The sequence below is a fragment of the Nonomuraea roseoviolacea subsp. carminata genome (assembly GCF_024172185.1).
Taxonomy (GTDB): domain Bacteria; phylum Actinomycetota; class Actinomycetes; order Streptosporangiales; family Streptosporangiaceae; genus Nonomuraea; species Nonomuraea roseoviolacea.
This window is the reverse complement of record NZ_JAMZEC010000001.1, coordinates 7907645-7930557: the sequence shown is the minus strand read 5'-3', so window position 1 is coordinate 7930557 and position 22913 is coordinate 7907645. Positions and strand designations below refer to the sequence as shown.

The window sequence follows — 22913 nt, the reverse complement described above, 5'->3', positions numbered from 1 at the left end:
GACCTTGACGCTGCGTCAACTTCTAGCATCGGCGCCATGTCGATCACTGTTCTTGACACCTACTCCGCCATGAAGCGGATCCTGCTGGCCCCGATCGCGGAGCGCGCCGGCCTCCTGCGTTCGATGCTGGAGGCCAACAGGGGCATGTACCGCTACTACCCCGGCGAGCTGGACCTGGTGGACCTGCACCGCCAATCGGCCGGGTTCCCCATCGACCGGGACGAGGAGCGTTGCCTCGACGCGCTCGAGACCCTGGCGGCGGCCGGAGCCTGGGAGCGGATGCAACGCGCCCTCGACGACGCTCTCGCCGTACTGCTGGAGGCGACGCCGGGGTTCGAGGCCCCGGACATCACCGTGCTGTTCGTCCTCGGCGATCCGGCCGACAAGCACTTCATGGGTCCCTGCCTGGGATTGACCGGGTTCGGCGGCATCTCGGGCAACATCGCCATCACGCTCTGGCCGTTCCCCGAGAACGTGGAACGGCTGGAGGCCACCGCCGTGCACGAACTGCACCACAACCTGCGGTGGGCCCCGGGCGGGGTCGTGTGGGACCCGATGACCGTCACGGTCGGCGAGCACATCGTCGGTGAGGGCCTGGCCGACGCGTTCGCCCGCCAGCTCTACGGCGACGAGCTCGGCCCCGCCCGCATCGGCGTGCCGCACCTGCACGACGACGCGGTCTTCGAGAAGGTGCTCACCGGGCTCGACGTGACAGGCATGCACAACTTCACCGCCTGGGCGCACGGCGACCCGGGCGCCGAGCACCTCGGTGTCACCCCTGTGGGGCTGCCGATGGGCGCCGGGTACGCCGCGGGCAACCGGCTGGTCGACACCTATCTGGCGGCGACCGGGAAGACGGCGGCGCAGGCCCTGCACGACGACAGCTCGGAGATCATCGCCGCCACGCTCCGCCGCGGGTAACGGCCCGCTCCGCCACGGGTCACACTGGAACGATGGAGTGGACGATCCAGGAACTCGCGGCCAGGGCCGGCATCACCAGCCGCGCCCTGCGGCACTACGACCGCGTCGGGCTCCTGCCCCCGTCCCGGGTCGGCGCGAACGGGTACCGCTACTACGACGCCACCGCGGTCGCCCGGCTCCAGCGGATCCTGCTCATGCGCCGGCTCGGCATGGGCCTGCCGGCCATCGCCGAGGTCCTGGCGGACGAGGTGGACGCGCGCGACGGGCTGCGCGCCCACATCGCCGCGCTGGAAGAGGAACGGGACCGCATCGAACGGCAGATCCGCTCCGTCCGTCACACGCTCGAGGCGCTGGAGGCGGGCGCGGAACCGCAGATGGACGTCATGCTGGCGGGGTTCAACGACCACTACAAGGACGAGGTGGTCTCCCGCTGGGGCGAACGCGCGTTCCAGGTGGGCAACGACTGGTGGCACGGCAAGACCCTCGACGAGCAGCGGGCCTGGAAGCGGGCCGCCGAGGACCTCGTCGCCGCCTGGGTGGCCGCGGCGAAGGCCGGGATCTCTCCGACCTCGGAACACGCTCAGTCACTGGCCGCCCGGCACGTCCGGTGGCTGAGCCAGATCCCGGGCACCCCCACGGCCGAGGGCGACCGGGAGCGCTCGATCGAGATGGTGAAGGGGGTGGGGGGCATGTTCGTCGAGGACCCCCGCTTCACCGGCATGTACGAGGACGCCGCGGGGGCGAGATTCGTCCGCGACGCGCTCCAGGCTTACGCGCGAACCCGGATGTAGCGGGGTTCGAGCACGGCGACGACGGTGTAGACGAGGAGGAGCTCCCACCTGTCCTGGCCTCAGCGCACGGCCAGGCGCCACTGATCCGGCCGAGCCGGTGCCGTCACCTCGTCCGGGTCTGTCCCTGCCAACCGGCGAACGCAGTCCGGGCAAACAGTCGTCTGGCGTGCCGTCGATCGCGATCAAGGCGAGCGTGCCGCCGCGTAGCACGCCGATCACAGCCCCCTGCCGCCCGATCAGAAGTGGGGAGAACTCGCGAGTAGACGCGGGACTGTGGAGCATGCCCACGATCACAGCCCGGCAACCCACCATGAGCGGGGCGTACGCCCGTGGCGCCCTCCTCGACCGGTCAGAGGGAGGAGACGACATCGGCGACCAGCTTCGAGTGAGGATGGTTCCGGTGAACCTCCGCGTATCGCAACGCCACCCGCCGAGCCGCCCGCACAGGTTCAGCCACCGGATGCCGGGCGTACAAGACACGCTGCCGTTGCCCGTTCCAGCCCACACGCCACCAGAACCAAGCACCGTCACACCACACCACCAAGCCGACCCAAACCGAGACCAGCGCGAGCCCGTAGCCTGCGTGAACGTCACAGTCGATCTCCCGTTCGGCCAGGGCCTGCCGCAGATGATGTGCGCTCTGCAGAGGGGCGAATGCGATCGCCGACGTTGTGACAGCCACATCGCAACCTTACTGCAATTCACGAAAGGCAGCTAGATATTCACGTCGCTTTCGCATCAGGCCGTCTTGCCGTCGAGCTACGGTGGCTGCTGAACGGCTTTCCGCGACCGGTGGAGGAACGCATGAGCGAAGCGGGCTGGGTCAGCGTTTCCGCGCCCTATGTGAGGCCGCGACACCCCGGCGAACCGGACGCATGGGAACAAGAAGCCGCTCAGCACGGCAAGAGAGGGACGCATCACCTCCAGGCAGTGGAGGAGGTGCGTCCGCCGGTTCAGATTGCGCGGGCCTTGGCACTCGCCGCAGATCAGACCGCCTTCGTCCGCCGCCGTCTCGTCTTGGCGGATGACCAGCCGACAGAGCTCGCCGACTCCTATTATCCGGCGACGATCGCGCGCGGCACTCGGCTCGCCGAGATGCGGAAGATCCCTGGCGGGGCACCCACCCTGCTCGCGCAACTGGGCTACCATCCGCACAGCGCGGAGGAAGCCGTCCAAGCCCGTCCCGCGACCGAGAAGGAGCGCGAGCTTCTGCGGCTGCGCCCAGAGGACTGGGTTCTGGTCCTGAGCCGCATCCTCCGGACTGGGGATGGAACACCGGTCGAGGTCAGCGTGATGACGATGGTGGCCCACGGCCGAGAGTTGCGCTATCAGATGATCATCGACTGAGGAGTCCGACAATCGTGGGTAGGCGGCAAGACCCTCGGCCCCGCCATCAGCAGATCGCAGCGGAACTGCGCGCCGAGATCATGTCCGGTGACCTGGAACCGGGGGCGCAACTTCCTTCCACGCCGCGTTTGGTGGCGCGCTTCGATGCGGCGAACGCGACGATTCAGCGCGCCCTCCAGGCGCTCAAAGACGAAGGCTTCGTGCGCGGACACGCGGGCAAGGGCGTTTTCGTCCGGGAAAGGCGGCCCCTCGTCGTCGAGGCAAGCACGTACAAGTCCCCGGAACCTCGCGGGTACGGTTACGAACTGCTGAAGGTGGGCGAGGTGACGCCACCCGGCGATGTCGCCGCAGCGCTCGGCGCCGGCCGGGACGATGTGGTCGTCATGCGTCACCGGCTTCTGGTCCACGACGGCGCCCCCGTCGAGCTCTCATGGTCCTACTACCCGGTGAGCATCGTGGCGGGAAGCCCGCTGGCTGGACGGGCGAGAATCCGCGGTGGCGCGCCACAGGTGCTGGCCGACCTCGGGTTTCCGCAGCGCCGCTTCACCGATCGCATCTCCGTGCGGCAACCCACCGAAACGGAGGTGCAGGAGCTGGATCTCCCACCTGACGTACCGGTGTTCCGGCAGTTCCGCATTGTCTACAGCGACGACGAGCGGCCGGTCGAAGTGTCGGTTCTGATCAAGGGCGGGCACCTGTACGAATTGTCGTATCACCAGTCGGCAGAGTGATCTTTCAGCGGGCTCCCCGCCCGCTTGGAGCGCTTCACAGGCTGGGAGGCAAACACGTGATGACCAGCGGCACCGAAACCCGCGATCACTGGTATTGGCGACCAGACCGGCGCAAGGGACGCTCGGTCCACACCTGGCACCTTCTTGTGGACGACCAGTCGGCCCTCCACGATTTCGCGGCCGAGGCACAGCCTGAGCTGGAGGCGACCAGCGCGTTGGGTCCGATCCCCATCAAGTGGCTTCAGCCGCTGACAAGTTCCGCCCCCATGTCAGTCTCGCCTACTCCCGCGTCAGCGGCGCACCGCTGGCACCTATCCGTGAAGTGCTGGCCGAGCATGCCGCGATCATCCCGGTCACACTGAATCGGGTCAGGCTGATCGACATCAATCGCGACGAGCGCGTCTACCGGTGGCAGGTTCGTGACGCTCCCTCATTGAGCTGATCGGCCCTCGCTCCTCGCGCTGGCTTGCCCGAGCGTCTGCACCGTCGTGCCAGGGCTCCACGCTCTCACCATGCGGTACGCGGCCCACGCCCGGGGGTGCAGGGGGCCGGAGGCCCCTTGCCTGGGGGTGTGGGGGGCTCGGCCCCCCACTGGGCGCAGCCCGAGCCCCTTCGCGCGAAGCGCGCCCCATGGGAGGACCATGCTTGTGGAGCCCTAGCCTTGCAGGCCCTCACCAGGGACGGCGTCGAGGCGGTCGCGCTGGGGCACGATCGTGTACGCCGGGTCGGCGGCCGAGGCGCGGCCCGCCTCCAGGACGCCGAAGCGCGTGCACAGCGAGCCCGCCGTGAGCGCGAGACCCGACAGCGCGGTCAGCACGCGGCTGCGCCCGGCGACCGCCGCGAGCAGCCCTCCCCCGGCTGTCAGCATCCGGGCGGTCCCCATGAGGCGGCCCGCCCGTCCCTCCCGGTACGGGCGGCCGACCATGCCGAGCCGCCGCTCCATGAGCGTGCCCGCAGCCGTCTCGACGACGGCGCCGACCGCGGCCACCGCCCGCGCCGGACCGGCCTGTGCCCTCGGCGTGGCGAGCATGGCGACCGCCCCTGCGGCGGCCATCGCGCTGCCCGCGAACAGGAACGGCAGTTCCCGGTACGCCTCGTGCCAGGCGGGCACGGCCGTGTCGGCGATCAGGACGGCGGTGTAGGTGGCGGTCAGCGGGCCGGTCAGGGCGGTGGCCAGCAGCGCCGCGTCCCCGGCGACACCCAGGAACCCCCTGTCCTCGGCGACGCCGAGGATCCCCGTGTCCCCGCCGCCCCCCAGCAGCGCCGCGCTCCGGCGGCCCCCCAGCAGCGCCGCGCCCAGGCCACCCCTCAGCCGCGCCGCGCCCCGGCGGCCCCCCAGCCGCGCCGCACCCCCGGCGGCGGGCAGGAGCCCGGCCAGGTCGGCGGACGCGGCGGCGGCCGACAGGCCGCTCTGGGCGGCGAGGATCCATGAGCCGACGCTCATCGGCGAGGTGGGCTTGAAGACGCGCAGCATGTTGAGGAACCGTTCGGGCCGGCCCAGCTCGGCGGCGAGCAGCGCGGCGCCCACGCTCGCGCCCGCGGCGGCGGCCAGGCGGGCGGTGCGGGCGAGGCGGGGGTTGCCGGTCAGCCGGGCCATGACGGCGATCGAGGACGACACGCCAGACATCCCGCCCAGATACAGATATGTTGGCATGTGGGGTTCGTGCCAGACGGGCGGTTTGATGACCGGCCTGCCATAGTACGAGCGGAACTCCGCATCGCGTCCCTCGACCGCCGTCCCGGCCTTCACCTGCCCCACCGGTGGTGCCTCCCCCCGCGCCTCAGGGACCCGTCCTTCAGGAAGGCCAGCGCCACCGTTCCGGCCAGCGACAGGGCCGCCGCCCCGGCCCAGCGCCACATCGCCGGCAGGTCGCGCGTGGTCACCACCGGGTCCGGCGGCAGGCCGTACACCTCGGGCTCGTCCAGCAGCAGGAAGAACGCGCCCGCCCCGCCCACCCCGTCGGACGGGCTCTCCCCGTACAGGCGGGCCTCCTCGTGGCCGTCGGCGCGCAGCCGCGCCACCCGCTCCTCGGCGCGTTCGCGCAGCTCGTCGAGCGGCCCGAACTGGATCGAGTCGGTGGGGCACGCCTTGGCGCAGGCCGGTTCGAGCCCGCCGAGCTGCCGGTCGTAGCACATCGTGCACTTCCAGGCGCGCCCGTCGCCCTCGCGCCGGTCGATCACGCCGTACGGGCAGGCCGGCACGCAGTACCCGCATCCGTTGCAGATGTCGGACTGCACGACGACCGTGTCGAACTCGGTGCGGAACAGCGCCCCGGTCGGGCACACGTCCAGGCAGGCGGCGTGCGTGCAGTGCTTGCACACGTCCGAGGCCATCAGCCACCGATCGACGGAGTCCTCCGCGCCGTCGTCAGCGGAGGGCAGCTGCACCGGCCGCGACTGCTCGATGAACGCGACGTGCCGCCACGTGCTCGCCCCCAGCATGCCGGTGTTGTCGTAGGAGGTCGCCTCGAAGACGAACCCGTCGTCGGGGAGCTGGTTCCACTCCTTGCAGGCCACCTCGCACGCCTTGCACCCGATGCAGACGCTGGTGTCGGTGAAGAACCCCATGCGCTCAGCCATGGCGGTACGTCTCCAGCAGGTCGAGCAGCGCCCGGCCCCTCGGCCGCCGGCCCGGCCGCACGTCGCAGGTCATCGCCTTGCCCTCCTGGATGTAGACGTTCGGGTCGAGGACCAGCGGCATCAGGTCGTTGACGACGTCGCCGGTGACCAGGCCGCCGCCGCCCCACCCCCAGTGGTACGGCAGCCCGATCTGGTGGATCACCCGGCCCTCGACGCGCAGCGGCCGCACGCGCCCGGTGACCAGCACCCTGGCCTCCACGACGGTGCGGCTGGTGACGATCGTGGCCCAGTCGCCGTTGCCGAGCCCGAGCCGGGCGGCGAGCCGGGGGTCCATCTCGCAGAACAGCTCGGGCTGCAGCTCGGCGAGGTAGGCCAGCGGCCGGCTCATCCCGCCCGCCGTGTGGTGCTCGGTCAGCCGGTACGTGGTCAGCACGTACGGGAAGAGCGGCCCCGGCCGGTTGTACGGGCTCTCGGGCCGGTCGTAGGTGCGGCGGGCGGGGTTGGCCCGCTGGCCGTACAGGATGTTGGCGACCGGCGACTCGTGCGGCTCGTAGTGGGCGGGCAGCGGCCCGTCGGCGAGCCCGGACGGCACGTACAGCCAGCCCTTGCCGTCGGACTGCATGATGAACGGGTCGGTGCCGGCGAGCGCGTCCTGGGCGCGGGCGCCCTCGGGCGGCAGGTAGTCCGGCGGCTTGCCGATCTCGCAGTCGGGCACGTCGTGGCCGGTCCACTCGCCGCGTTCCGGGTCCCACCACACGTACGCCTTGCGCTCGCTCCACGGGCGGCCCTCGGGGTCGGCGGAGGCGCGGTTGTAGAGGATGCGCCGGTTGGCCGGCCAGGCCCAGCCCCATTCGGGCGCGACGACGTCCTGCTCGGAGCGGGGGCGGCGGCGGGCGGCCTGGTTGACCTCGTCGGCGTAGACGCCGCAGTAGATCCAGCAGCCGCACGTGGTGGACCCGTCGGCGCGGAGCTGGGTGGAGGACGACAGGGCGCGCCCGTCGGGGCCGACGCCGTTGATCTCGCGCAGCACGGCCTCGGCGGAGGGCTCCCGGTGGGCGCCGTGCTCGGGGTAGTCCCAGGTCAGCTCGCGCGGGGGCCGGTCGATCTCGTCGTCGGACAGCCGCCGCCGGACGAGCTTGCCGAGGTGGTAGTAGAACCACAGGTCGCTGCGGCAGTCGCCGGGCGGGTCGAGCGCCTTCTCCCGCCACTGGAGCAGGCGCTGGGTGTTGGTGAAGGTGCCCTCCTTCTCGACGTGGCTCGCGGCGGGCAGGAAGAACACCTCGGTGCCGATGTCCTCGGTGCGCATCTCGCCGGTCTCCAGCTCGGGGCCGTCGCGCCAGAACGTGGCGGTCTCCACCAGCGTCAGGTCGCGGACCACGAGCCAGTCGAGGTTCGCCAGGCCGAGGCGCTGCGCCCGGCCGCCGGAGGAGCCGACGGCGGGGTTCTCCCCGATCACGAAGTAGCCCTTGACGGTGCCGTCGATCTGGCCCATCACGGTGGTGTAGTGGCCGTGGTCGCCGGTCAGGCGGGGCAGGTGGCCGAAGCAGTAGTCGTTGTCCTCGGTGGCCGCCTCGCCCCACCACGCCTTGAGCAGGCTCACCAGGTAGGAGCGGCGGTTGCCCCAGAAGCCGGTCTCGCCGCCCTCGCGCTCCAGGTAGTGCTCCAGGTTGTCGTGCCGGTGGGCGTGCGGCATGGCGAGGTAGCCGGGCAGGATGTTGAACAGGGTGGGGATGTCGGTGGAGCCCTGGATGCTGGCGTGGCCCCGCAACGCCATGATGCCGCCGCCGGGCCGGCCCATGTTGCCGAGCAGGAGCTGCAGGATCGAGGCGGTGCGGATGTACTGGGCGCCCACGGTGTGCTGGGTCCAGCCGACCGAGTAGACCCACGCGGTGGTGCGCTCCCGGCCGGAGTTGGCGGTGACGGCCTCGGCCAGCTCGGCGAAGGCGGCCGCCGGGATGCCGCAGAGCCGTTCGACCAGCTCCGGGGTGTAGCGGGCGAAGTGCCGCCTGAGGATCTGGTAGACGCAGCGCGGGTGCGTCAGCGTCGGGTCGGTCTGCGGGCTGGGGTGTGCGGCGGCGCCGCCCGCGCCGTAGGTCTCGGGCCCGGCCGCCTCGGCGTGCCGCCGGCCGCCCTCGACGTGCTCCGCCGGCGGCTGTTCCTCGGTCGAGGCGTACGCCCAGCTCCGCGGGTCGTACGTGGCGGTGTCCGGGTCCCAGCCGGAGAACAGCCCGTCGAGGTCCTCGGTGTCGCGGAAGTCCTCCGAGACGATGGTGGCGGCGTTGGTGTAGGCCAGCACGTACTCACGGAAGTCCAGCCCGTTCTCCAGCACGTGGTTGATCAGCGCGCCGAGCAGCACGATGTCGCTGCCCGCGCGGATCGGCAGGTACCGGTCGGCCAGGGCGCTGGTGCGGGTGAAGCGCGGGTCGACGTGGAAGACCCTCGCCCCCCGCGCCTTGGCCTCCATCACCCACTGGAAGCCCACCGGGTGGCATTCGGCCATGTTGGAGCCCTGGATGACGATGCAGTCCGCCCGCGCCAGGTCCTGCTGGAAGGTGGTCGCGCCGCCACGCCCGAAACTGGTCCCCAGACCGGGGACGGTGGAGGAGTGTCAAATACGGGCCTGGTTCTCGATCTGGACGGCGCCGAGGGCGGTGTAGAGCTTCTTCATCAGGTAGTTCTCTTCGTCGTCGAGCGTCGCCCCGCCCAGGCCGGCGATGCCCATGGTGCGGCGCACGACCCGGCCCTCGCAGGTCTGCTCCCAGGTCTCGCGCCGGGTGCGCACGACCCGGTCGGCGATCATCTCCATCGCGGTGTCCAGGTCGAGCGGCTCCCACTCGGTGCCGTACGGCCTGCGGTAGAGCACCCGCGTCTGGCGGCCGGGGTGGGTCACCAGCTGCTTGCTGGCCGAGCCCTTGGGGCACAGCCGCCCGCGCGAGATCGGCGAGTCGGGGTCGCCCTCGATCTGGGTGACCCGGCCGTCCTCGACGTAGACGAGCTGGCCGCAGCCGACCGCGCAGTAGGGGCAGACGGAGCGGGCGACCTTGTCGGCCCGCTCGGTGCGGGGCCGCAGCGCGTCGGTGCGGGCGGAGCGCGCGGCCGAGCCCCGGGGGTCCTCGCCCTTGAGCTGCCGGATCACCGGCCAGCGAGCAAGCCATCCGCTACCAGGCACAACGCGGGTCATGCCCGCTTTCTCCGGGTCTATGCCGGGCGGGTGGGGAATGCGGGCGACGGTCGCGGCCGTTCCCCTGGACGCGGGCCCGATCCGGGCCCGTCCGGACGAGACGCGCCGTACCCGGCCCGACAAGACGACGCTCCTGTACGACCCGTACGAAAGGAGCCGTCGTGGCCTGGTTGTTGATCGTCGCCGCCGGTCTGTTCGAGGTGGCCATGGCCTACGCCCTCAAGCTGAGCGACGGGTTCTCGGCTCCGCTGCCGAGCGTCGCCTTCGGCGTGTTCGCCGTCTCCAGCTTCGGCCTGCTCGCGCTGGCCCTGAAGAGCCTGGAGGTCGGCACGGCGTACGCGGTGTGGACGGGCATCGGGGCGGTCGGCACGGCCGTGCTGGGCATGGTCGCGCTGGGCGAGAGCGCGTCCCTGCTCAAGCTGGTGTCGATCGGGCTCATCCTGTGCGGCGTCGTCGGCCTCAACCTCGCGGGCGGCGGCCACTGACCCGGCGCGCCCGCTACTCCAGGGGCACGGGCCGGGCCGGCTGCACCGCCTCCGTCAGCGCCACGGTGGATCGCGCGGCCTCGTTCAGGATGTCGAGGATCCAGCCGAGCAGGTCCCGCTGGGCCCGCCCGGCGGCCTCCTCCCACCGCTGGAGCTGATCCGGCGGGATGCCCACGCGCACCTGGACGACGGCGGACTCCGCGGGGCGGGCGGACGGCTTCCTGATCTGCTGCCTGAGCTGATTGCGCGACCAGCCGCGGCTCTCCGCCTCGCGCAGCCACGCGTCCTGTTCGTGCTCGGGCAGCGCGGCCACCTCCATGTGGTGATGGAAGCTCAGCGCGGCGCGTCTGCGCCGGGGTGGGAACTTGCGCGCCACCCATGCGTAGTTGCGCAGCGTCTGGTAATCGAGCCCCGTCTCCTCGATCGCGCGCCGATATCGGTCGGGATAATGCCGGGAGCCGTAGTCGAGCCAGTCGCCCAGCCACCAGGTGGACGAGTCGGAGATGCGGAAGATCTGCAGCCCGATCCGCTGCCATTCGTCCAGGGCCAGCCCGTCGCGCAGGTCCAGGGACGTCTGGCGGGCCAATGCCGAGTGATCGAGAGAAAGACGGCCCTCGCCCTTCTCGCACAGGCTCTCCCTGCGGCTCCCGGTCGGTCTCGAGGGTTTCACCGGCCCTCCCCTTCGCGGGCCGGCCACGGCCGTTTCCGATACCTGAGAATTTTGTCGTCCATTCCTCGTCGCGGATGCTCGATCATGAGTATTGGCGTCGTGAGGACGTCGTACAAGAAGATCGGCTTGTCCCGGACACGACCGGACAGGACAGCGCGTGATCATGGACGCGTGACGATCGGGCAGTTGCCCAGCGACTTCCAGTCCGGAGTGCTCCCCGGCGGATTCCGGTTGTCGAAGTAGATCTCCTTGACCGCCTCCCAGTGCTTGTCGTTGTACGAGACCCGGGCCCCGGCGTGGTAGCCGGCCTGCCGCCAGGCGGGATACTCGCAGGTCACCACTGGTGTGGGGGTCGGCGTCGGGGTGGGGGTGGGCGTGGGTGTCGGGGTGGGCGCCGGCGGCCGGCCACTGAGCCGCTCGATCTCGGCCGCGGTCGCCGGGTGGTCCAGCACCTCGACCTCGTCGACCGCGCCCTGCCACCAGTCGGCGTGCCAGCCGTTGATCAGGCTCCGCCCGATCGCGAACGCCCCGGCGGCCGTCCACGGAGTCCGGTGGGCGGCGGCGCCCGCGAGCGTCCCGTCGACGTAGAGCCGCAGCTCGGACTGCGCGGGGTCCCACACGCCGAGCAGGTGGGTCCAGGCGCCGGCCGTCACCGGCGCCGCCGCCTCGGCCCGGTCTGCCGGATTGGCGTCGTCCGGGCGGTCGGCCTGGGACATCGCGAAGGCCCAGCGGGAGCCGGTGGACATGAGGGCGAACCCGCTGTCGGACCCGCCGTCCTGGCTCACCGCGGTCATCGGCCGGTCGGCACGTTCGGGTCGCACCCATGCTGCCACCGTGAAGCCCCGGTCGTGCCAGACGACCCCGTCCGACCTGACCTCCGGCTCGAGCTGGACGACCGGCTCCGCCGTGTAGGCCATGCCGCCGTCCCACTGGTTGTCGGGGTTGCCGTCCAGGCGCAGCGCCGAGCCGTGCCGGCCGGCCGCCCAGGTGGCTCCGGGGGCCAGCGCCAGGACGTGGTCGTCGTCGGTGACGTCGTCGCCGGTTCCGCCCGCGCCCTCGTCCAGCGGCCACCGGCCGGTGCGGCCGTAGCAGCCGCAGCCGACCCACTGGACCAGGGTGTTCTCGTCGATCGCCGACCCGGCCAGTTGGGTGTCGTCGATGTCGCCGGGCCAGAACTCGCCGGGCCAGTCGTCGCGCTCGGCCCGGCCGACGGCCACCGCGCCGGTCGCGTTCCACGTGCTGTGGTAGGCGGCGCTTCCGGCGAGGTGGCCGTTGACGTACAACCTGAGCCGGTTCGCGGTGCTGTCGTAGACGCCGGTCAGGTGCGTCCAGACGCCGATCTGCGGGGCGACGGCCGCCACGGCCACACCGTCGGGTGGCGGCGAGCCGGAAGCGAGGTCGGCGCCCGGCATGGCGAACACCCAGCCCCGCGGCGCGAAGCCGGAGAAGCCGAGCCTGAATCCGCTGTCGTGGACCCCGTCCTGGCTGACGGCGGTGAACCAGCCGTCGTCGCGCTCCAGACGCACCCATGCCCCGACGCTGAAGGACTCGTCGGTGCGGATCACCGGCCCCGCCGAGTAGGCGTAGCCGCCCTGATGGTCGCCGTCGGGGTCGCCCTTGAGATGCAGCGACGCCTGCCCCTGCCGGCCAGGGCCCCAGGTGGCCTCCGCGTCCACGGCCAGTGTGTGGCCGTTGTTCGCCGAGTCGGCGGCCGTCCGCCCGGTCCCCTCGTCGAACTGCCACCGGGAGATCCGGTCGAACGCGCCGCCCAGGTCCTCCAGGACCTTCCGGGCGCTGACCGCGAAGCCGTACACCAGCACCGCATCCACGGCGCCGACCCAGCGCTGCGGCGTGCCCAGGAGGTCGACGGCGCCGCCGAGCATGAAGGGCCCGGTGGGCCGCCAGGTCGAGCGGTACGGCGTGCTTCCGGCCAGGCGGCCGTCCACGTAGAGCCGCACCTGGCCGGCCTCGGCGTCGCAGACCGCCGCCAGGTGGGTCCACACCCCCGGCTGGGCGAGGGTGTCGGACAGCACGACCGCCCTCGTGGCGCCGAAGGCGTCGGCGGAGGGCATGACCACCGCCCACCGGCGGAAGTGGCCGTCGTACTGGAGGACGAAGGCGCTGCCGTTGACGCCCGCCTGGCTGATCGCGGTGCGGTAGTCGCCGGTGTCGTCCAGCCGCAGCCAGGCCATGACGGTGAAACCGGCGCCCGGGTCGACCACGGGGCCCACCGTACGGCCGGCCTGCGAGCCGTCGAGCAGCAGCGCGCCGCTGTCCCGCCGCCCCGCCACCCACTGCGGCGAGGCGGCGAAGGTGACCGTTCCGTCGATGGCGTCCCGCTTCGTGTCCGGCGCCACGTTCCCGGAGGTCTCGTCCAAGGGGAGCGCGACGATCGGCGCAGGCAGCGCCCGCACCCTGAAGGAGTACGTCGTGGAGGCGCCCGCGTTTCCCAGCCGGTCCACGCTCGTCACGGTCATCCTCAACGGGGGGACGGAGCTCTGCGTCGGTGTGTAGGTCAGCGAGGCCCGGCCCCCGGGCCCGTCGGCGCGGACGCTGCCGCTGGCCCCGCCACCGCCTGCGACTATCCAGGTGAAACCGGTCACGTCCGGGTCGCCGCGTCCGCTGAGGTTCAGCACTCCTGGCCGGTCGATGTACGGGCCCGCGCCGGTGGCGGGGAAGTCGGTCGATGTGACGGCGGGCGCCGTGACCGGTCCGGCCGCGTCCACCCGGAATCCGCACCAGGCGCCCCACTCGCTCTCGTCGTACAGGTCGTACGCCTTGGCCCGCCACTCGTAGGCGCCGCCGTCGGCGAGCACGCCGCCCGGCAGAGTGAAGACGGGCTTGCTCTGCCGGGGACTGGTGAGCAGGGTCGGGCCGCCCGCCTGCCGCACCTCGAAGGCGATCGAGGCCGGGCCGCCGGCGTCGCCCTTGTCGTTCTCGTCCGGCGGCTGCTGGACCTCGAGCATGGGCGTGGCGGTCGTCACCCAGGCCACGTCGCCGCCGGCGGTGCACCCCGTGCTGCCGGTGGCCGGCACCGGCACCCCCGGAACAGCGTTGTAGACGGTGCCGATCAGCGGACCGTCGAAGGTCTTGCCGCCGGAGGAGCCCGGATCCTCGTCGGCGAACAGGCCGAGCGTGATGGTCGGCCATCGCTCCCGCGCCGCCTGGACCAGCAGCGCCTGCACGTCGAACTCGATCGAGCCGGACGGGCAGTCGGCGCCGCCTCCCTTCCCCGTCCTCAGCTCGCCGAGCTTCTCGAACTTCTGCGGGGCGTTGTTCCAGCTCGTGGCCGGGCTGATCGGGCCCACCCGGTAGAGGTAGAGGGGCTCCGGGCTGCAGGAGGAGGCGTACAGCTCCTTGAGGGTGAACTGCGTGGGGCCGATGATGCGCTTGCCGGCGTAGAACGAGACGTCCATCTCGAAGTAGGAGCGGAAGCGCTCGGCCCCCATCTCCTTCGGGTCGCGACCCACCCGGGCGTGGTAGGTGGGGTGATCCCACCAGCCGGTGTAGTCGGGCTGCTCCGACGACGTCATCGTCCAGTGCAGCCGCTCGCCGGGGGACGGACCGCCGGCCGGGTCGCCCGGCACCGTCGCGGCGGTCGCCGGCTTCGCATGGACCCTCGGGGCGCCCGCCGGCTGTGCGGGGGACGTCGCGGCGGCCGCCGGCGCCACGCAGCAGCCGGCGGCCGTCACCAGGGTCGTCAACGCCACCCCGATCAGGCGTCGTAGACGGTTCATCCTCACCGTTCCGCTCAGCCCAGCACGATCACGCCGCCGCCGGGCCAGCGCGTGCCGGACAGGCTGCCGAACCGGAACCCGCCGCCCGTCGGGCGCTGGTCGCCGCGGGGCACCTGGTGCAGCAGCCCACCCAGGAGCCGGCCGCTCCCGCCGCTCCCCTGGCCGCTCGGCACCCGGTAGGGGCCGCCGTACACGATGCCGGCGCCGCAGCCGTCCGGGCACTCGTCCGAAGCGGAGGTCCCGCGGCGCTTCGGCGGCTCGGGGATGACGTTCCGGGGCGTGCGCTTGCTCGCGCTGTCCGAGAGCTTGCCGGAGCCCGAGTGCGGCACGCGTCCGCTCGCGCCGGCCTGGAGTGTGCCGGAGCCCGCGCTCCCCGCGAACCCGGTGCGCTCGAACGCGCTCGCCGCGAGCGCGCTGCCCGCGAACGTCGCCGTCGCGTCCGACCCGTCCAGCTCGTCCTGGTCGATCCACTCGTACGGGCGGGGCGTGATGCACTGGTCCCACCCGAGGCACGGCCGTTGCGCGTACACCAGCACCGGCGCCGGCTGGTCCGCCATCTGCGGCAGGTCGCGGCAGGCGACGGCGGGTTGCGGGTTGAGGCCGTAGCAGCCGTACAGGTCCGTGTCGGAGGCGTCGCGGTTGGCGTTCGGCGCGACCACGTCCGAGACGAGGTCCCAGCCTCCGCCTCCGGTGGGGTCGACGTGGCCGTCGCACATCGAGCCGAAGCTCTCGCAGGCCCAGTAGTCGCTGTAGTACGCGTCGGGGTTGTAGGGGGTCTTGCGGGGTTTGCGGCCGTCCGGGTCGCTGAAGGTCACCGGGTTGGCGTCGGCGTACCCGTACGCCTGGACCTGCTGCGGGTCGTCGTGGTCGACCACGGGGTCCGGCGAGACGAACGCGCCGAGGGCCGGGTCGTACTCTCGGGCGCCGAGCCGCATCAGGCCGCCCGGGTCCGTGTCGCCGCCCGCGAACTCACGCCCGCCGGGCCAGGTCGCCGGTTGCGCGTCCCTGTCCCCGCCGAACGGCAGCCGCGGGCGGCGGGTGACCGCGAGCGAGTCCGCGTCGACCATGGCCTCGACGGTGCCGTGGTGGTCGGTGACCATCCAGCTCAGCGCCGTTCCCGTGCGCACCGCCATGACTCCGTCGTCGAGCCGGTAGGAGCGCGTGGCCCGTACGGTGCCCGCGGTGTCCCTGCGTATCTCGGTGTCTCCCAGGTAGAGGGTGACGCCGCCGGGGTCGCGGCGCAGCAGCCGCTCGCCGTCGGCGTCGTACAGGTAGCCGGTGGTGCCCGCCGGGGCGGCGATGGACGCGACCCGCCCTTCGGCGTCCCAGGTGAGCTGCTGGGCCTGGCCGCCGACGGTGCGGCCGGTCGAGCCGCCGCGGGCGTCGTAGCCGTAGGTGTCCGTGCGGGACCCGCCCGGCCCGGTGGTGGTCACCGAGCGCACGGCGTGCGGCTGCGCCGCTCCGGCGCCGGGGTAGGCGTAGGCGCGGGTGGTGTTCCCGCCGGCGGCGTGCTGCACCTCGGTGAGCCGGTTGCCCGACTTGTCGTAGGTGTAGCTCTGCCAGTAGGGCTCCGCGCCGCCGAGGGCCGCGGCGGACGGGGCCGCGTCGCACTCGCCCGTCGGCGTCCACGCCTCAGTGAGCCGGCGCAGGCCGTCGTAGCGGAAGCACTGCCGGTCCGCCGGCGCGCCGTCGGGCGAGCTCGTCAGCGAGCGGACGTTCCCCGCCGGGTCGTAGGTGTAGGCGACGTCGGAAACCAGCGGGTCGTCGTCGGCGGACCGGTTGAAGGTGCTGTGCTCCAGCCGCCCGCTGGCCTGGTCCCGGCTGTACTCCCGGGAGACCTGGTTGCTTCCCTCCCCGAACACCCTGCCGGCCACGCGGCCGAGCCCGTCGCGGGTGGTGTGGTCGACGTAGCGGACGGCGTCGCCGCTCAGGGCGTCCGGCAGGCCCAGCTCGTCGTACTCGTACGTGAGGGTCTCGGCGGGCAGGCCGCCCACGGCCGGAGGCCTGGCCGTCTCCATGAGGCCGGCCTCGTTGTAGGTGAAGGAGGACGTGTACGTCCCCGCGAGTCCCGTCTCGGCCGGGGGGATCGTCACGCTGACGCCGGTGCGGTGGCCCCGCGCGTCGTAGCCGGCGACCGCGCTGACGTAGGCGTCGCCTCCTGCGTACCTGGTGGCCGAGGCGAGCAGGCCCTTGCCGCCGGGCGCGCTGTCGTAGGCCCAGCCGGCCAGTTTCGTCGTCCCCTCGAAGGTGCCGGTCCTGCGGCCGATCTCGTCGTAGGTGTGGCTGATCGTGCGGCCGCGGGCGTCGGTGGTCGACAGCAGCCGCCCGTCGGCGTCGAAGGTCCGGCTGGTGACGCCGGTGTCGGGCGTCTCCGCGCGGGTCTGCCGCCCGCGCAGGTCGTAGGAGTAGCGCCAGACGCTGCCCGCCGGGTCGGTCACCGTGGCGAGCCGGCCGGCGCTCGTGTAGGTGTAGCGGGTCGCCTCGTAGGGGCCGCTCGGCGATCCGCCGCCGTACTGGCGAGACTCCACCACCCGGCCGCGGGCGTCGGTCACCGTGGTGGTCGCCGGGGCGCCGTCGGGCGGGTCGACCGTGACGGAGTCGCCGCCGTACGACGTGGTGGTCCGCCACAGCTCCGACGTGCCCGAGAAGAACACGCGTGAGGTCTCGCGGCCCGCCTTGTCGTAGCCGTACACCGTCCGGGCCTTCGTGGTCTCGTCGCGGAGCGCGACCAGCGTGCCGCTCGGGGCGGCGCCGTCGGGCTGCGGACCCGCCTGCCGGCTCACCCGGCCGTGCTCGTCGTACGTGGTGTCGGTGACGACCCGGCCGCCGCCCGGCGCGGGGTCCTGGGTCTGGCGCGGGCGCAGCAGGCCGTCGTAGATCGCGTACCCGGTCCGGTAGACGGTGCCCCGCAACAGCCGCTGGGTCGTCACGGCGGCCCCGCCGGCGCGCAGCACGTACTGGTAGCGGAGGTCGGGCGGTGCGGAGGTGGCACGGCCCGGCAGCCAGACCGACGTCAGGCGGCCGAGGGCGTCGTAGGCGAGGCTGGTGCGGCCCCCGTTCGCGTCCACCGTGGCCGTCTGCACGCCCCGCGCCGGGTCGAGGACGGTCGTCGCCCGGTGGCCCAGCGCGTTCGTCGTCGTCACCTCCGTCACGGGGCCGCCCACGGCGGGCGTGTAGTCGACGATGGTCTCGTTGCGGACCCCGTCGAGTCGCTTCACCGGGCGGCCGTGCGCGTCGGGCGTCGTCTCCGAGACGGTGGTGTAGACGGGGGCGCCCGCCGCCCAGGACGAGGCCTCCTCGACCCGGGTCAGGTCGCCCTTGACCGGCTCGGCGCCCCAGTCGAGGGAGTCGTAGGACAAGTGCCGGTCGGAGACCAGGTCGTCGGGGTAGGAGACGGTGGCGCCGCAGCGGACGCCCACCGTCCGCGTCGCGCTGACCGTGTTGACGATCCAGGCCGTGGTGTTGCGGGCGTAGGTGTTCGTGGTGCAGGTGTCGTCGGCGGGGGTGGTCACGTCGCCCTGGTCGTCCACCTGCTTCACGGTGCCGAAGTCGTCGTAGGTGTAGACGGTCTTCGTCTCGCGCGTGCCGCCGCCGGCCACCGCGGCGAAGGTCTGTTTCCAGCTCTCGCCGACGAGATGCGCCTCCAGCGTCGCGCCGCCGTCCGGGACGGCCCGCGTGGCCGTGGTGGCGAGGCTGTCGGGGTTGCTGATCTCGGTGGAGATCCAGGCGCCGTTCACGCCGTCGCGGACGGTGGTCTCACGGGCGAAGCCGCGCCGGAACGGCTCGTCGGTGACGCTGCCGCCGCGCGAGCCGGTGACGCTCTCGGCCCGGGTCCCGGTCGTGGTCCTGTCGCCGTTCATGCCGCGCAGGAACACGTGCTCCGTCAGGGTCTGGTCGTCGCCGGAGCCCGTGAGCACCTCGACCTTGCGGAAGCCGCGCCACTGGCCCCAGCTCTTGCGCCCTGGCGGCACCAGCTCCGAGTCGTCGTAGTGCCAGGCCGCCGCGCCGGGGTCGTACCGGTACCTGGTGACCCGGTCCGCGTCGCCGGCGACGCCGTCCTTCTCGCGGATCTGCTCCACGACGTACTTGCGGAACCAGCCGAGCTGCGGGGAGGTGGCACCGGAGGACATCCAGAACGCCGGGAAGCACGTGCGGCCGTTGGCGTCGGCGGCGGGCAGGTCGTCCGGGGAGCAGGCGCTCTGGCTCGCGTAGGTGATCTCGATCTGGCCGCCGGTCTCGTTGCGCACGCCGGCGAGCCGCCACTTGTTCATGGGCGGGTTCTGGTCGATGCCGTCCACCCGGTTGGCGTCGCGGGTGCCGGTGAACGTCACCGCGGGAAGGCTCACGGCTGCGCCGTTGGGGCCGGTGTGCCCGGTGTGGACGATGGACTGCAGCCACAGACCCGGCGGGGTGGTGTCGATGGTCGCTGGGAAGGCTTGGGTCAGCGTCCAGGAGTCGACGTTCCGGTAGCCCGCACCGTCGCGTACCTGGGTGGTCACGGTGGCCAGCCGCTTGGTGAGCCAGAAGGTGGGCGCGACGTTGGCGCAGGACGTGGTGCCGCAGCTCTGGTCCCAGGGCGTGTCGGGCCAGCTCCCGGCCTGGGCGGGGACGCACGCGCCGCCGGGCAGGCACCGGTCGGCCGCGGTGAACGTGACGCGCGCCGGGGCGGGCGCGGTGGAGCCCTCCCGCAGGCCGTACTCGACGCGGGAGAGGTAACCGCCCCGGACGTAGGGGGTGGGGGTGGTGCCGGCGCGGGCGTAGGCGTTGGTCTCGCGCTCGTAGAAGTAGCTCACCACGTCGCCGTGCCGGTCCACCACGTGGTCGAGTTGCCATCGGTACGCCTGCCGGCACCAGGACGACTCGAACGTCGTGCCGTGGCAGGGCTCCCCGCTCTCGTTGCCGAAGACGGGCACCGTCCAGGTGGAGCCGGCCGCGGCGGTCCTGCCGAAGAAGTACTGGGTGCCCTCGGGCGAGGTGACCCGCCAGTACTCGTGATCGTCGTCGTCGTTGACGGTGTCGGTGAGCAGGTCGACGCGCCACCCGCGGTCGTCCTCCAGCCGCCAGCTCTTGTCGCCTTTCAGCGGGACGAGCGGGCCGGAGACGAGGCCGGGCAGGACGAGGACCGCGTTCTGCGTCTCCCAGCACAGGTCGCCGCCCGTGGCGGGTCCGCCGTCGTCCCGGCAGGCCTTGTAGGAGCGTTCGATGAAGCCCGTCGGCAAGTCGAAGCCCTCACCCACCCACGACGGCTGGTTGTTGGTGGCGGCGACCCTGCCGTCCACGCTGCCCGAGGAGTACGTCAGGCCGAGGTCCGGCGTCATGCCGGGCATCGGCGGCAACGGGAAGGGATACGACCAGGTGAAGTCGCCCGACTGGAGGCCCACCTGCCAGGTGGCCGATGGCGCGAGGGAGGTCGGCTGGAAGCTGCCGGTGCTGCCCGAGGGGCCGGCTGCGACCGCGACGAGACCGTCGGCGACCTGGCCGCTGACCGTCCCGGCGGCGGCGTCGTTCCTGGACGGCACCGGGACGGGCCGGCAGGCGGGCGCGGCGGGTGTCGTCAGCGCGCAGTCGGGCAGCCGCAGCAGGCGCAGCCGCGAGCCGAAGTCGCCCCCGTACGCGTACCGGAAGCCGCTGTAGTCCACCTCGACCGCCGTCGGGCGCGACACCCGGTCGGCATGCCCGACCCGGAGCAGCAGGCCGGGCATCCCGGCGACCTTCGCGGCGGCCTGGTCGAGCACCTCGACCCGGACCGTCGTCGCGCTCCCGGCCCCGGCGTTCGCCACGCGCACCGGAAGCCCGTCCGCCTTCACCCACGACGTGACCGCCCCCGCCTTGGCCGCCGTGGCGACGGCGGGGACCTTCACCTCAGCCGCGCCGTCGCCCGGCCAGGTGACCTTCGGGGCCTTCCGCCAGGCCGCGGCCGCCGCCGGGTCGGGCGCGGGGGCGGGCGCCTGCCCCAGGGGACGCAGCGCCGGGGCGGCCGTCACGGCGGCCGTGGCGGGCCGGACGCCCACCACCGGCCCGCCCGTCACGGACGACGCGAGGAGCACCGTCCCCACCGCGGCGGCCACCGCCGACACAGATCCGCGCTTGAAGCGCATCGCTACCTCCATACCGAACGTCAGGGCCGTACTCGGGACATATGCATGCGAAAGGCAGCGGTCACCGCGAAGGGGATGCCGGGGAACGGGCACGTGTCAGCGGACGTCTCTTCGGACGTTCCTTGATCGGCCGCTGTCCGCCTCAATATGGGCGAACCCGGACCACGGGGCAAGATCTCGTACCCCGGCTCTCCGGCGCCGCCGCGCGCCCGGAGCCGCCCACCACGGGAAACGCCACCGAGAGCCGGCCTTCCGCGCGCCGTCTCGCCGTCTCGCCGTCTCGCCGTCGAGACACACTCGGCCGGACGAGGAGGGTCACCTCTGTCAGCCGGTGCCCATGATGGCCGCCAGGTCCGCCGCGTACGCGTGGAGCAGGGGGTGGCACGCGTAGCGGCCAGGACGATGCTCGGTGACCAGATGGGCCCTGACCAACTCGGCCAGCGCCCGGTGGGCCTCGTCCGGCGGGACGTCCAGCAGCTCCGCCGCGTCCGCCGCCACCAACCCGGTGCCCGGACGCCGGCCCAGGAGGCGGAACAGCCGCCCCGCCCCGGCGCCGAGCGCGCGATAGGACGGGGAGAGGACCGCACGCAGGTCGGTGCCCGGGTCGCCGCCGGCGAACGCGTCGAGGGGATTCCCGGCGCCGGCCGGCTCGGCGCACAGCTCCCCCAGGGGGAAGCCGGGCAGCGCCGCGGCCCGCGCCGCCACGATCGACAGGGCGAGCGGCAGCCGCCCGCACCGGGCGACCAGCTCGCCCACCGCCTCGGGCTCGGCGGCCACCCGGTCGCCGCCGAGGCGGCGCGCCAGCAGGTCCCGCGCCTCGTCGGTGCTGAGCACGCCCAGGGTCAGCGGGTACGCGCCGCCCGCCGCGACCAGTCCAGTGAGCTGGGTACGGCTGGTCACCAGCACGGCGCAGCCCGCCGCCCCCGGGAGGAGTGGACGGACCTGCTCGGCGTCGCGGGCGTTGTCCACGACGACGAGCATCCTCCTGCCGGCGATAAGGCTGCGGTAAAGGGCCGCCCGGGCGTCGACGCCTTCGGGCACGCTCCCGGGGGTCGCGCCGAGGGCGGCCAGGAACGCACCCACCGCCTCTCGCGGGGGCAGCGGCTCCCTGGACGGATCGAACCCGCGCAGGTCCACGTGGAGTTGCCCGTCGGGGAAGCGCTCCAGGTTGTCGTGCGACCACCGCAGGGCCAGCCAGGTCTTGCCGGTGCCGGCGAGCCCCTGGATCACGGCTGTCACCACGGAGTCGGCGGGGCCGCGCAGAGCGGCGCCGAGCGCGGCCAGTTCCCGGTCCCGGCCGACGAAGGCGGCCGGCGGACCGGGAAGCTGACGCGGCACCGGCGCCGCGGCGGCGAAGACGTCCGCGCGTCCGAGACCGGTGGTGAGCGCGCCCGTGGCGAGCGGAGCGGTGGCGAGCGAGGCGTTGGCGAGCGGAACCGTGGTGAGCGCGCCCTTGGCGAGCGAGGCGGTGGCCGTGGGACCCGCGTCGGGCGCGAGGGTGGGGTCGGCGGCGAGGATGCGCTGATGCAGGCGCCTGAGCTCCGGCCCCGGATCGGCGCCCAGGGCCTCGGCCAGCGCGCGCCGCGTCCGCCGGTAGTGCTCCAGCGCCTCTCCCTGCCGGCCGCACCGGTACAGCGCCAGCATCAGCTGGCACGCGAGCCGCTCGTCCAGCGGGTGCGCGCGAACCCCGGCCGCCAGCTCCGGCAGCACCCGCGCGTGCCCCCCGCAGCGCAGCGCGACGTCGTTGCGGTCCAGCTCGGCGGCCAGCCGCGACTGCCCGAGGCCGTTGCGGACCGCGTCGAACCAGAGGCCGTCCAGGTGCGCCAGCGCCTCACCGCGCCACTCCGCGAGCGCCTCGTCGAACAGGGCAAATGCGTGCGCGTCCGTGCCGGCGGCCCTCGCCCGGGCCGCCAGGGCGCCGAAGCGGTGCACGTCCACCGCGGCCGGGCGCACGGCGAGCTGGTATCCGCCCGGCTGCCGGGAGATCGCCGCGTCCGGGCTCGCGGCCAGCCGGCCTCGCAAGCGGGACAGGTAGCTGTACAGGGACTCGCGGACGCGCTGGGGGCGGGCTCGGCCCCACACCCGCTCCACGAGCTGGTCGACGGAGACCGTCCGGTTCGCGTCGACCACCAGCGCCGCCAGCACAGCCCGCTGCCGGGCATGGCCGACGTCGACCGACCGGCCGTTCACCCGCACGTCGAGATCCCCGAGCAAGCCGAATTCCACGGTCATCTTCTCGTCTCCCAGGACCGTTGACCGCACCACGGGACATACCGCCATCAAGCGGATTCAAAGATCGCACAGGGTCTGTCCAAGGTCATCCCCACATGGTGGCCGTGGGCGGCCGGAGACCCGCGGCCCGGAAGCGCTCG

At 73.0% G+C, this 22913-nt stretch carries 13 protein-coding genes and 1 riboswitch; of the genes, 6 read left to right on the top strand and 7 right to left on the bottom strand.

What is annotated here, in order from left to right; genetic code table 11:
- The first annotated feature begins 36 nt into the window (after positions 1-36).
- The 5 genes from HD595_RS36785 to HD595_RS36765 all read left to right on the top strand — a co-directional run bounded on the left by HD595_RS36785 (position 37) and on the right by HD595_RS36765 (position 4232).
- The gene (locus tag HD595_RS36785; RefSeq protein ID WP_253777368.1) at positions 37-921 is read left to right on the top strand and encodes a DUF2268 domain-containing putative Zn-dependent protease; all 885 of its coding nucleotides are present in this window, start codon (positions 37-39) and stop codon (positions 919-921) included.
- A 32-nt stretch (positions 922-953) separates the two neighbouring features.
- Positions 954-1712: a MerR family transcriptional regulator gene (locus HD595_RS36780; RefSeq protein ID WP_253777366.1), complete on the top strand. Its 759-nt coding sequence runs from the start codon at positions 954-956 to the stop codon at positions 1710-1712.
- Between the two features lie 804 nt (positions 1713-2516).
- On the top strand, positions 2517-3059 hold the full coding sequence (locus HD595_RS36775) for a GntR family transcriptional regulator (RefSeq protein ID WP_253777364.1): 543 nt from the start codon (positions 2517-2519) through the stop codon (positions 3057-3059).
- A 14-nt stretch (positions 3060-3073) separates the two neighbouring features.
- Positions 3074-3790 carry a GntR family transcriptional regulator gene (locus tag HD595_RS36770; RefSeq protein ID WP_253777361.1) on the top strand — a complete coding sequence of 239 codons (717 nt, stop codon included), beginning with the start codon at positions 3074-3076 and terminating at the stop codon, positions 3788-3790.
- Positions 3791-4025: 235 nt separating this feature from the next.
- The gene (locus tag HD595_RS36765; RefSeq protein WP_253777359.1) at positions 4026-4232 is read left to right on the top strand and encodes a 2'-5' RNA ligase family protein; all 207 of its coding nucleotides are present in this window, start codon (positions 4026-4028) and stop codon (positions 4230-4232) included.
- A 213-nt stretch (positions 4233-4445) separates the two neighbouring features.
- Here HD595_RS36765 and nrfD read toward each other — a convergent pair whose 3' ends face one another.
- The 3 genes from nrfD to fdh are packed head-to-tail and all read right to left on the bottom strand — an operon-like array spanning position 4446 to position 9551.
- Positions 4446-5540 carry an NrfD/PsrC family molybdoenzyme membrane anchor subunit gene (nrfD, locus tag HD595_RS36760; RefSeq protein ID WP_308211382.1) on the bottom strand — a complete coding sequence of 365 codons (1095 nt, stop codon included), beginning with the start codon at positions 5538-5540 and terminating at the stop codon, positions 4446-4448.
- A complete protein-coding gene (locus tag HD595_RS36755; RefSeq protein WP_253777355.1) occupies positions 5537-6370 on the bottom strand; it encodes a 4Fe-4S dicluster domain-containing protein in 834 nt (277 codons plus the stop codon). Before HD595_RS36755 ends, nrfD begins: the two co-directional genes overlap by 4 nt.
- A complete protein-coding gene (gene fdh, locus HD595_RS36750) occupies positions 6363-9551 on the bottom strand; it encodes a formate dehydrogenase (protein WP_253777353.1) in 3189 nt (1062 codons plus the stop codon). Before fdh ends, HD595_RS36755 begins: the two co-directional genes overlap by 8 nt.
- Before the next feature lie 68 nt (positions 9552-9619).
- A riboswitch (guanidine-III (ykkC-III) riboswitch) is annotated at positions 9620-9685 on the top strand.
- A gap of 27 nt (positions 9686-9712) precedes the next feature.
- On the opposite strand from fdh, the gene HD595_RS36745 reads away from it, so the two are divergent.
- The gene (locus tag HD595_RS36745; protein WP_253777351.1) at positions 9713-10036 is read left to right on the top strand and encodes a DMT family transporter; all 324 of its coding nucleotides are present in this window, start codon (positions 9713-9715) and stop codon (positions 10034-10036) included.
- A 13-nt stretch (positions 10037-10049) separates the two neighbouring features.
- Here the strand turns inward: HD595_RS36745 and HD595_RS36740 are convergent, their stop codons facing one another.
- The 4 genes from HD595_RS36740 to HD595_RS36725 form a co-directional block, all read right to left on the bottom strand.
- Entirely contained in the window at positions 10050-10706 is a 657-nt protein-coding gene (locus HD595_RS36740; RefSeq protein WP_253777349.1) for an LmbU family transcriptional regulator, read from the bottom strand.
- A gap of 161 nt (positions 10707-10867) precedes the next feature.
- Positions 10868-14443 carry a LamG domain-containing protein gene (locus tag HD595_RS36735; RefSeq protein ID WP_253777347.1) on the bottom strand — a complete coding sequence of 1192 codons (3576 nt, stop codon included), beginning with the start codon at positions 14441-14443 and terminating at the stop codon, positions 10868-10870.
- A 14-nt stretch (positions 14444-14457) separates the two neighbouring features.
- Complete coding sequence (locus HD595_RS36730; protein ID WP_253777345.1) at positions 14458-20541, bottom strand: RHS repeat-associated core domain-containing protein; 6084 nt, start codon at positions 20539-20541, stop codon at positions 14458-14460.
- 324 nt (positions 20542-20865) lie between these two features.
- Positions 20866-22767 carry an AfsR/SARP family transcriptional regulator gene (locus tag HD595_RS36725; RefSeq protein ID WP_253777343.1) on the bottom strand — a complete coding sequence of 634 codons (1902 nt, stop codon included), beginning with the start codon at positions 22765-22767 and terminating at the stop codon, positions 20866-20868.
- Positions 22768-22913: the final 146 nt, after the last annotated feature.

Excerpts from the sequence above, each read along its gene's own strand:
- HD595_RS36785 (WP_253777368.1), top strand. The coding sequence starts at position 37 with ATGTCGATCACTGTTCTTGACACCTACTCCGCCATGAAGCGGATCCTG.
- HD595_RS36780 (WP_253777366.1), top strand. The coding sequence starts at position 954 with ATGGAGTGGACGATCCAGGAACTCGCGGCCAGGGCCGGCATCACCAGC.
- HD595_RS36775 (WP_253777364.1), top strand. The coding sequence starts at position 2,517 with ATGAGCGAAGCGGGCTGGGTCAGCGTTTCCGCGCCCTATGTGAGGCCG.
- HD595_RS36755 (WP_253777355.1), bottom strand. The coding sequence starts at position 6,370 with ATGGCTGAGCGCATGGGGTTCTTCACCGACACCAGCGTCTGCATCGGG.
- HD595_RS36735 (WP_253777347.1), bottom strand. The coding sequence starts at position 14,443 with ATGAACCGTCTACGACGCCTGATCGGGGTGGCGTTGACGACCCTGGTG.
- HD595_RS36730 (WP_253777345.1), bottom strand. The coding sequence starts at position 20,541 with ATGCGCTTCAAGCGCGGATCTGTGTCGGCGGTGGCCGCCGCGGTGGGG.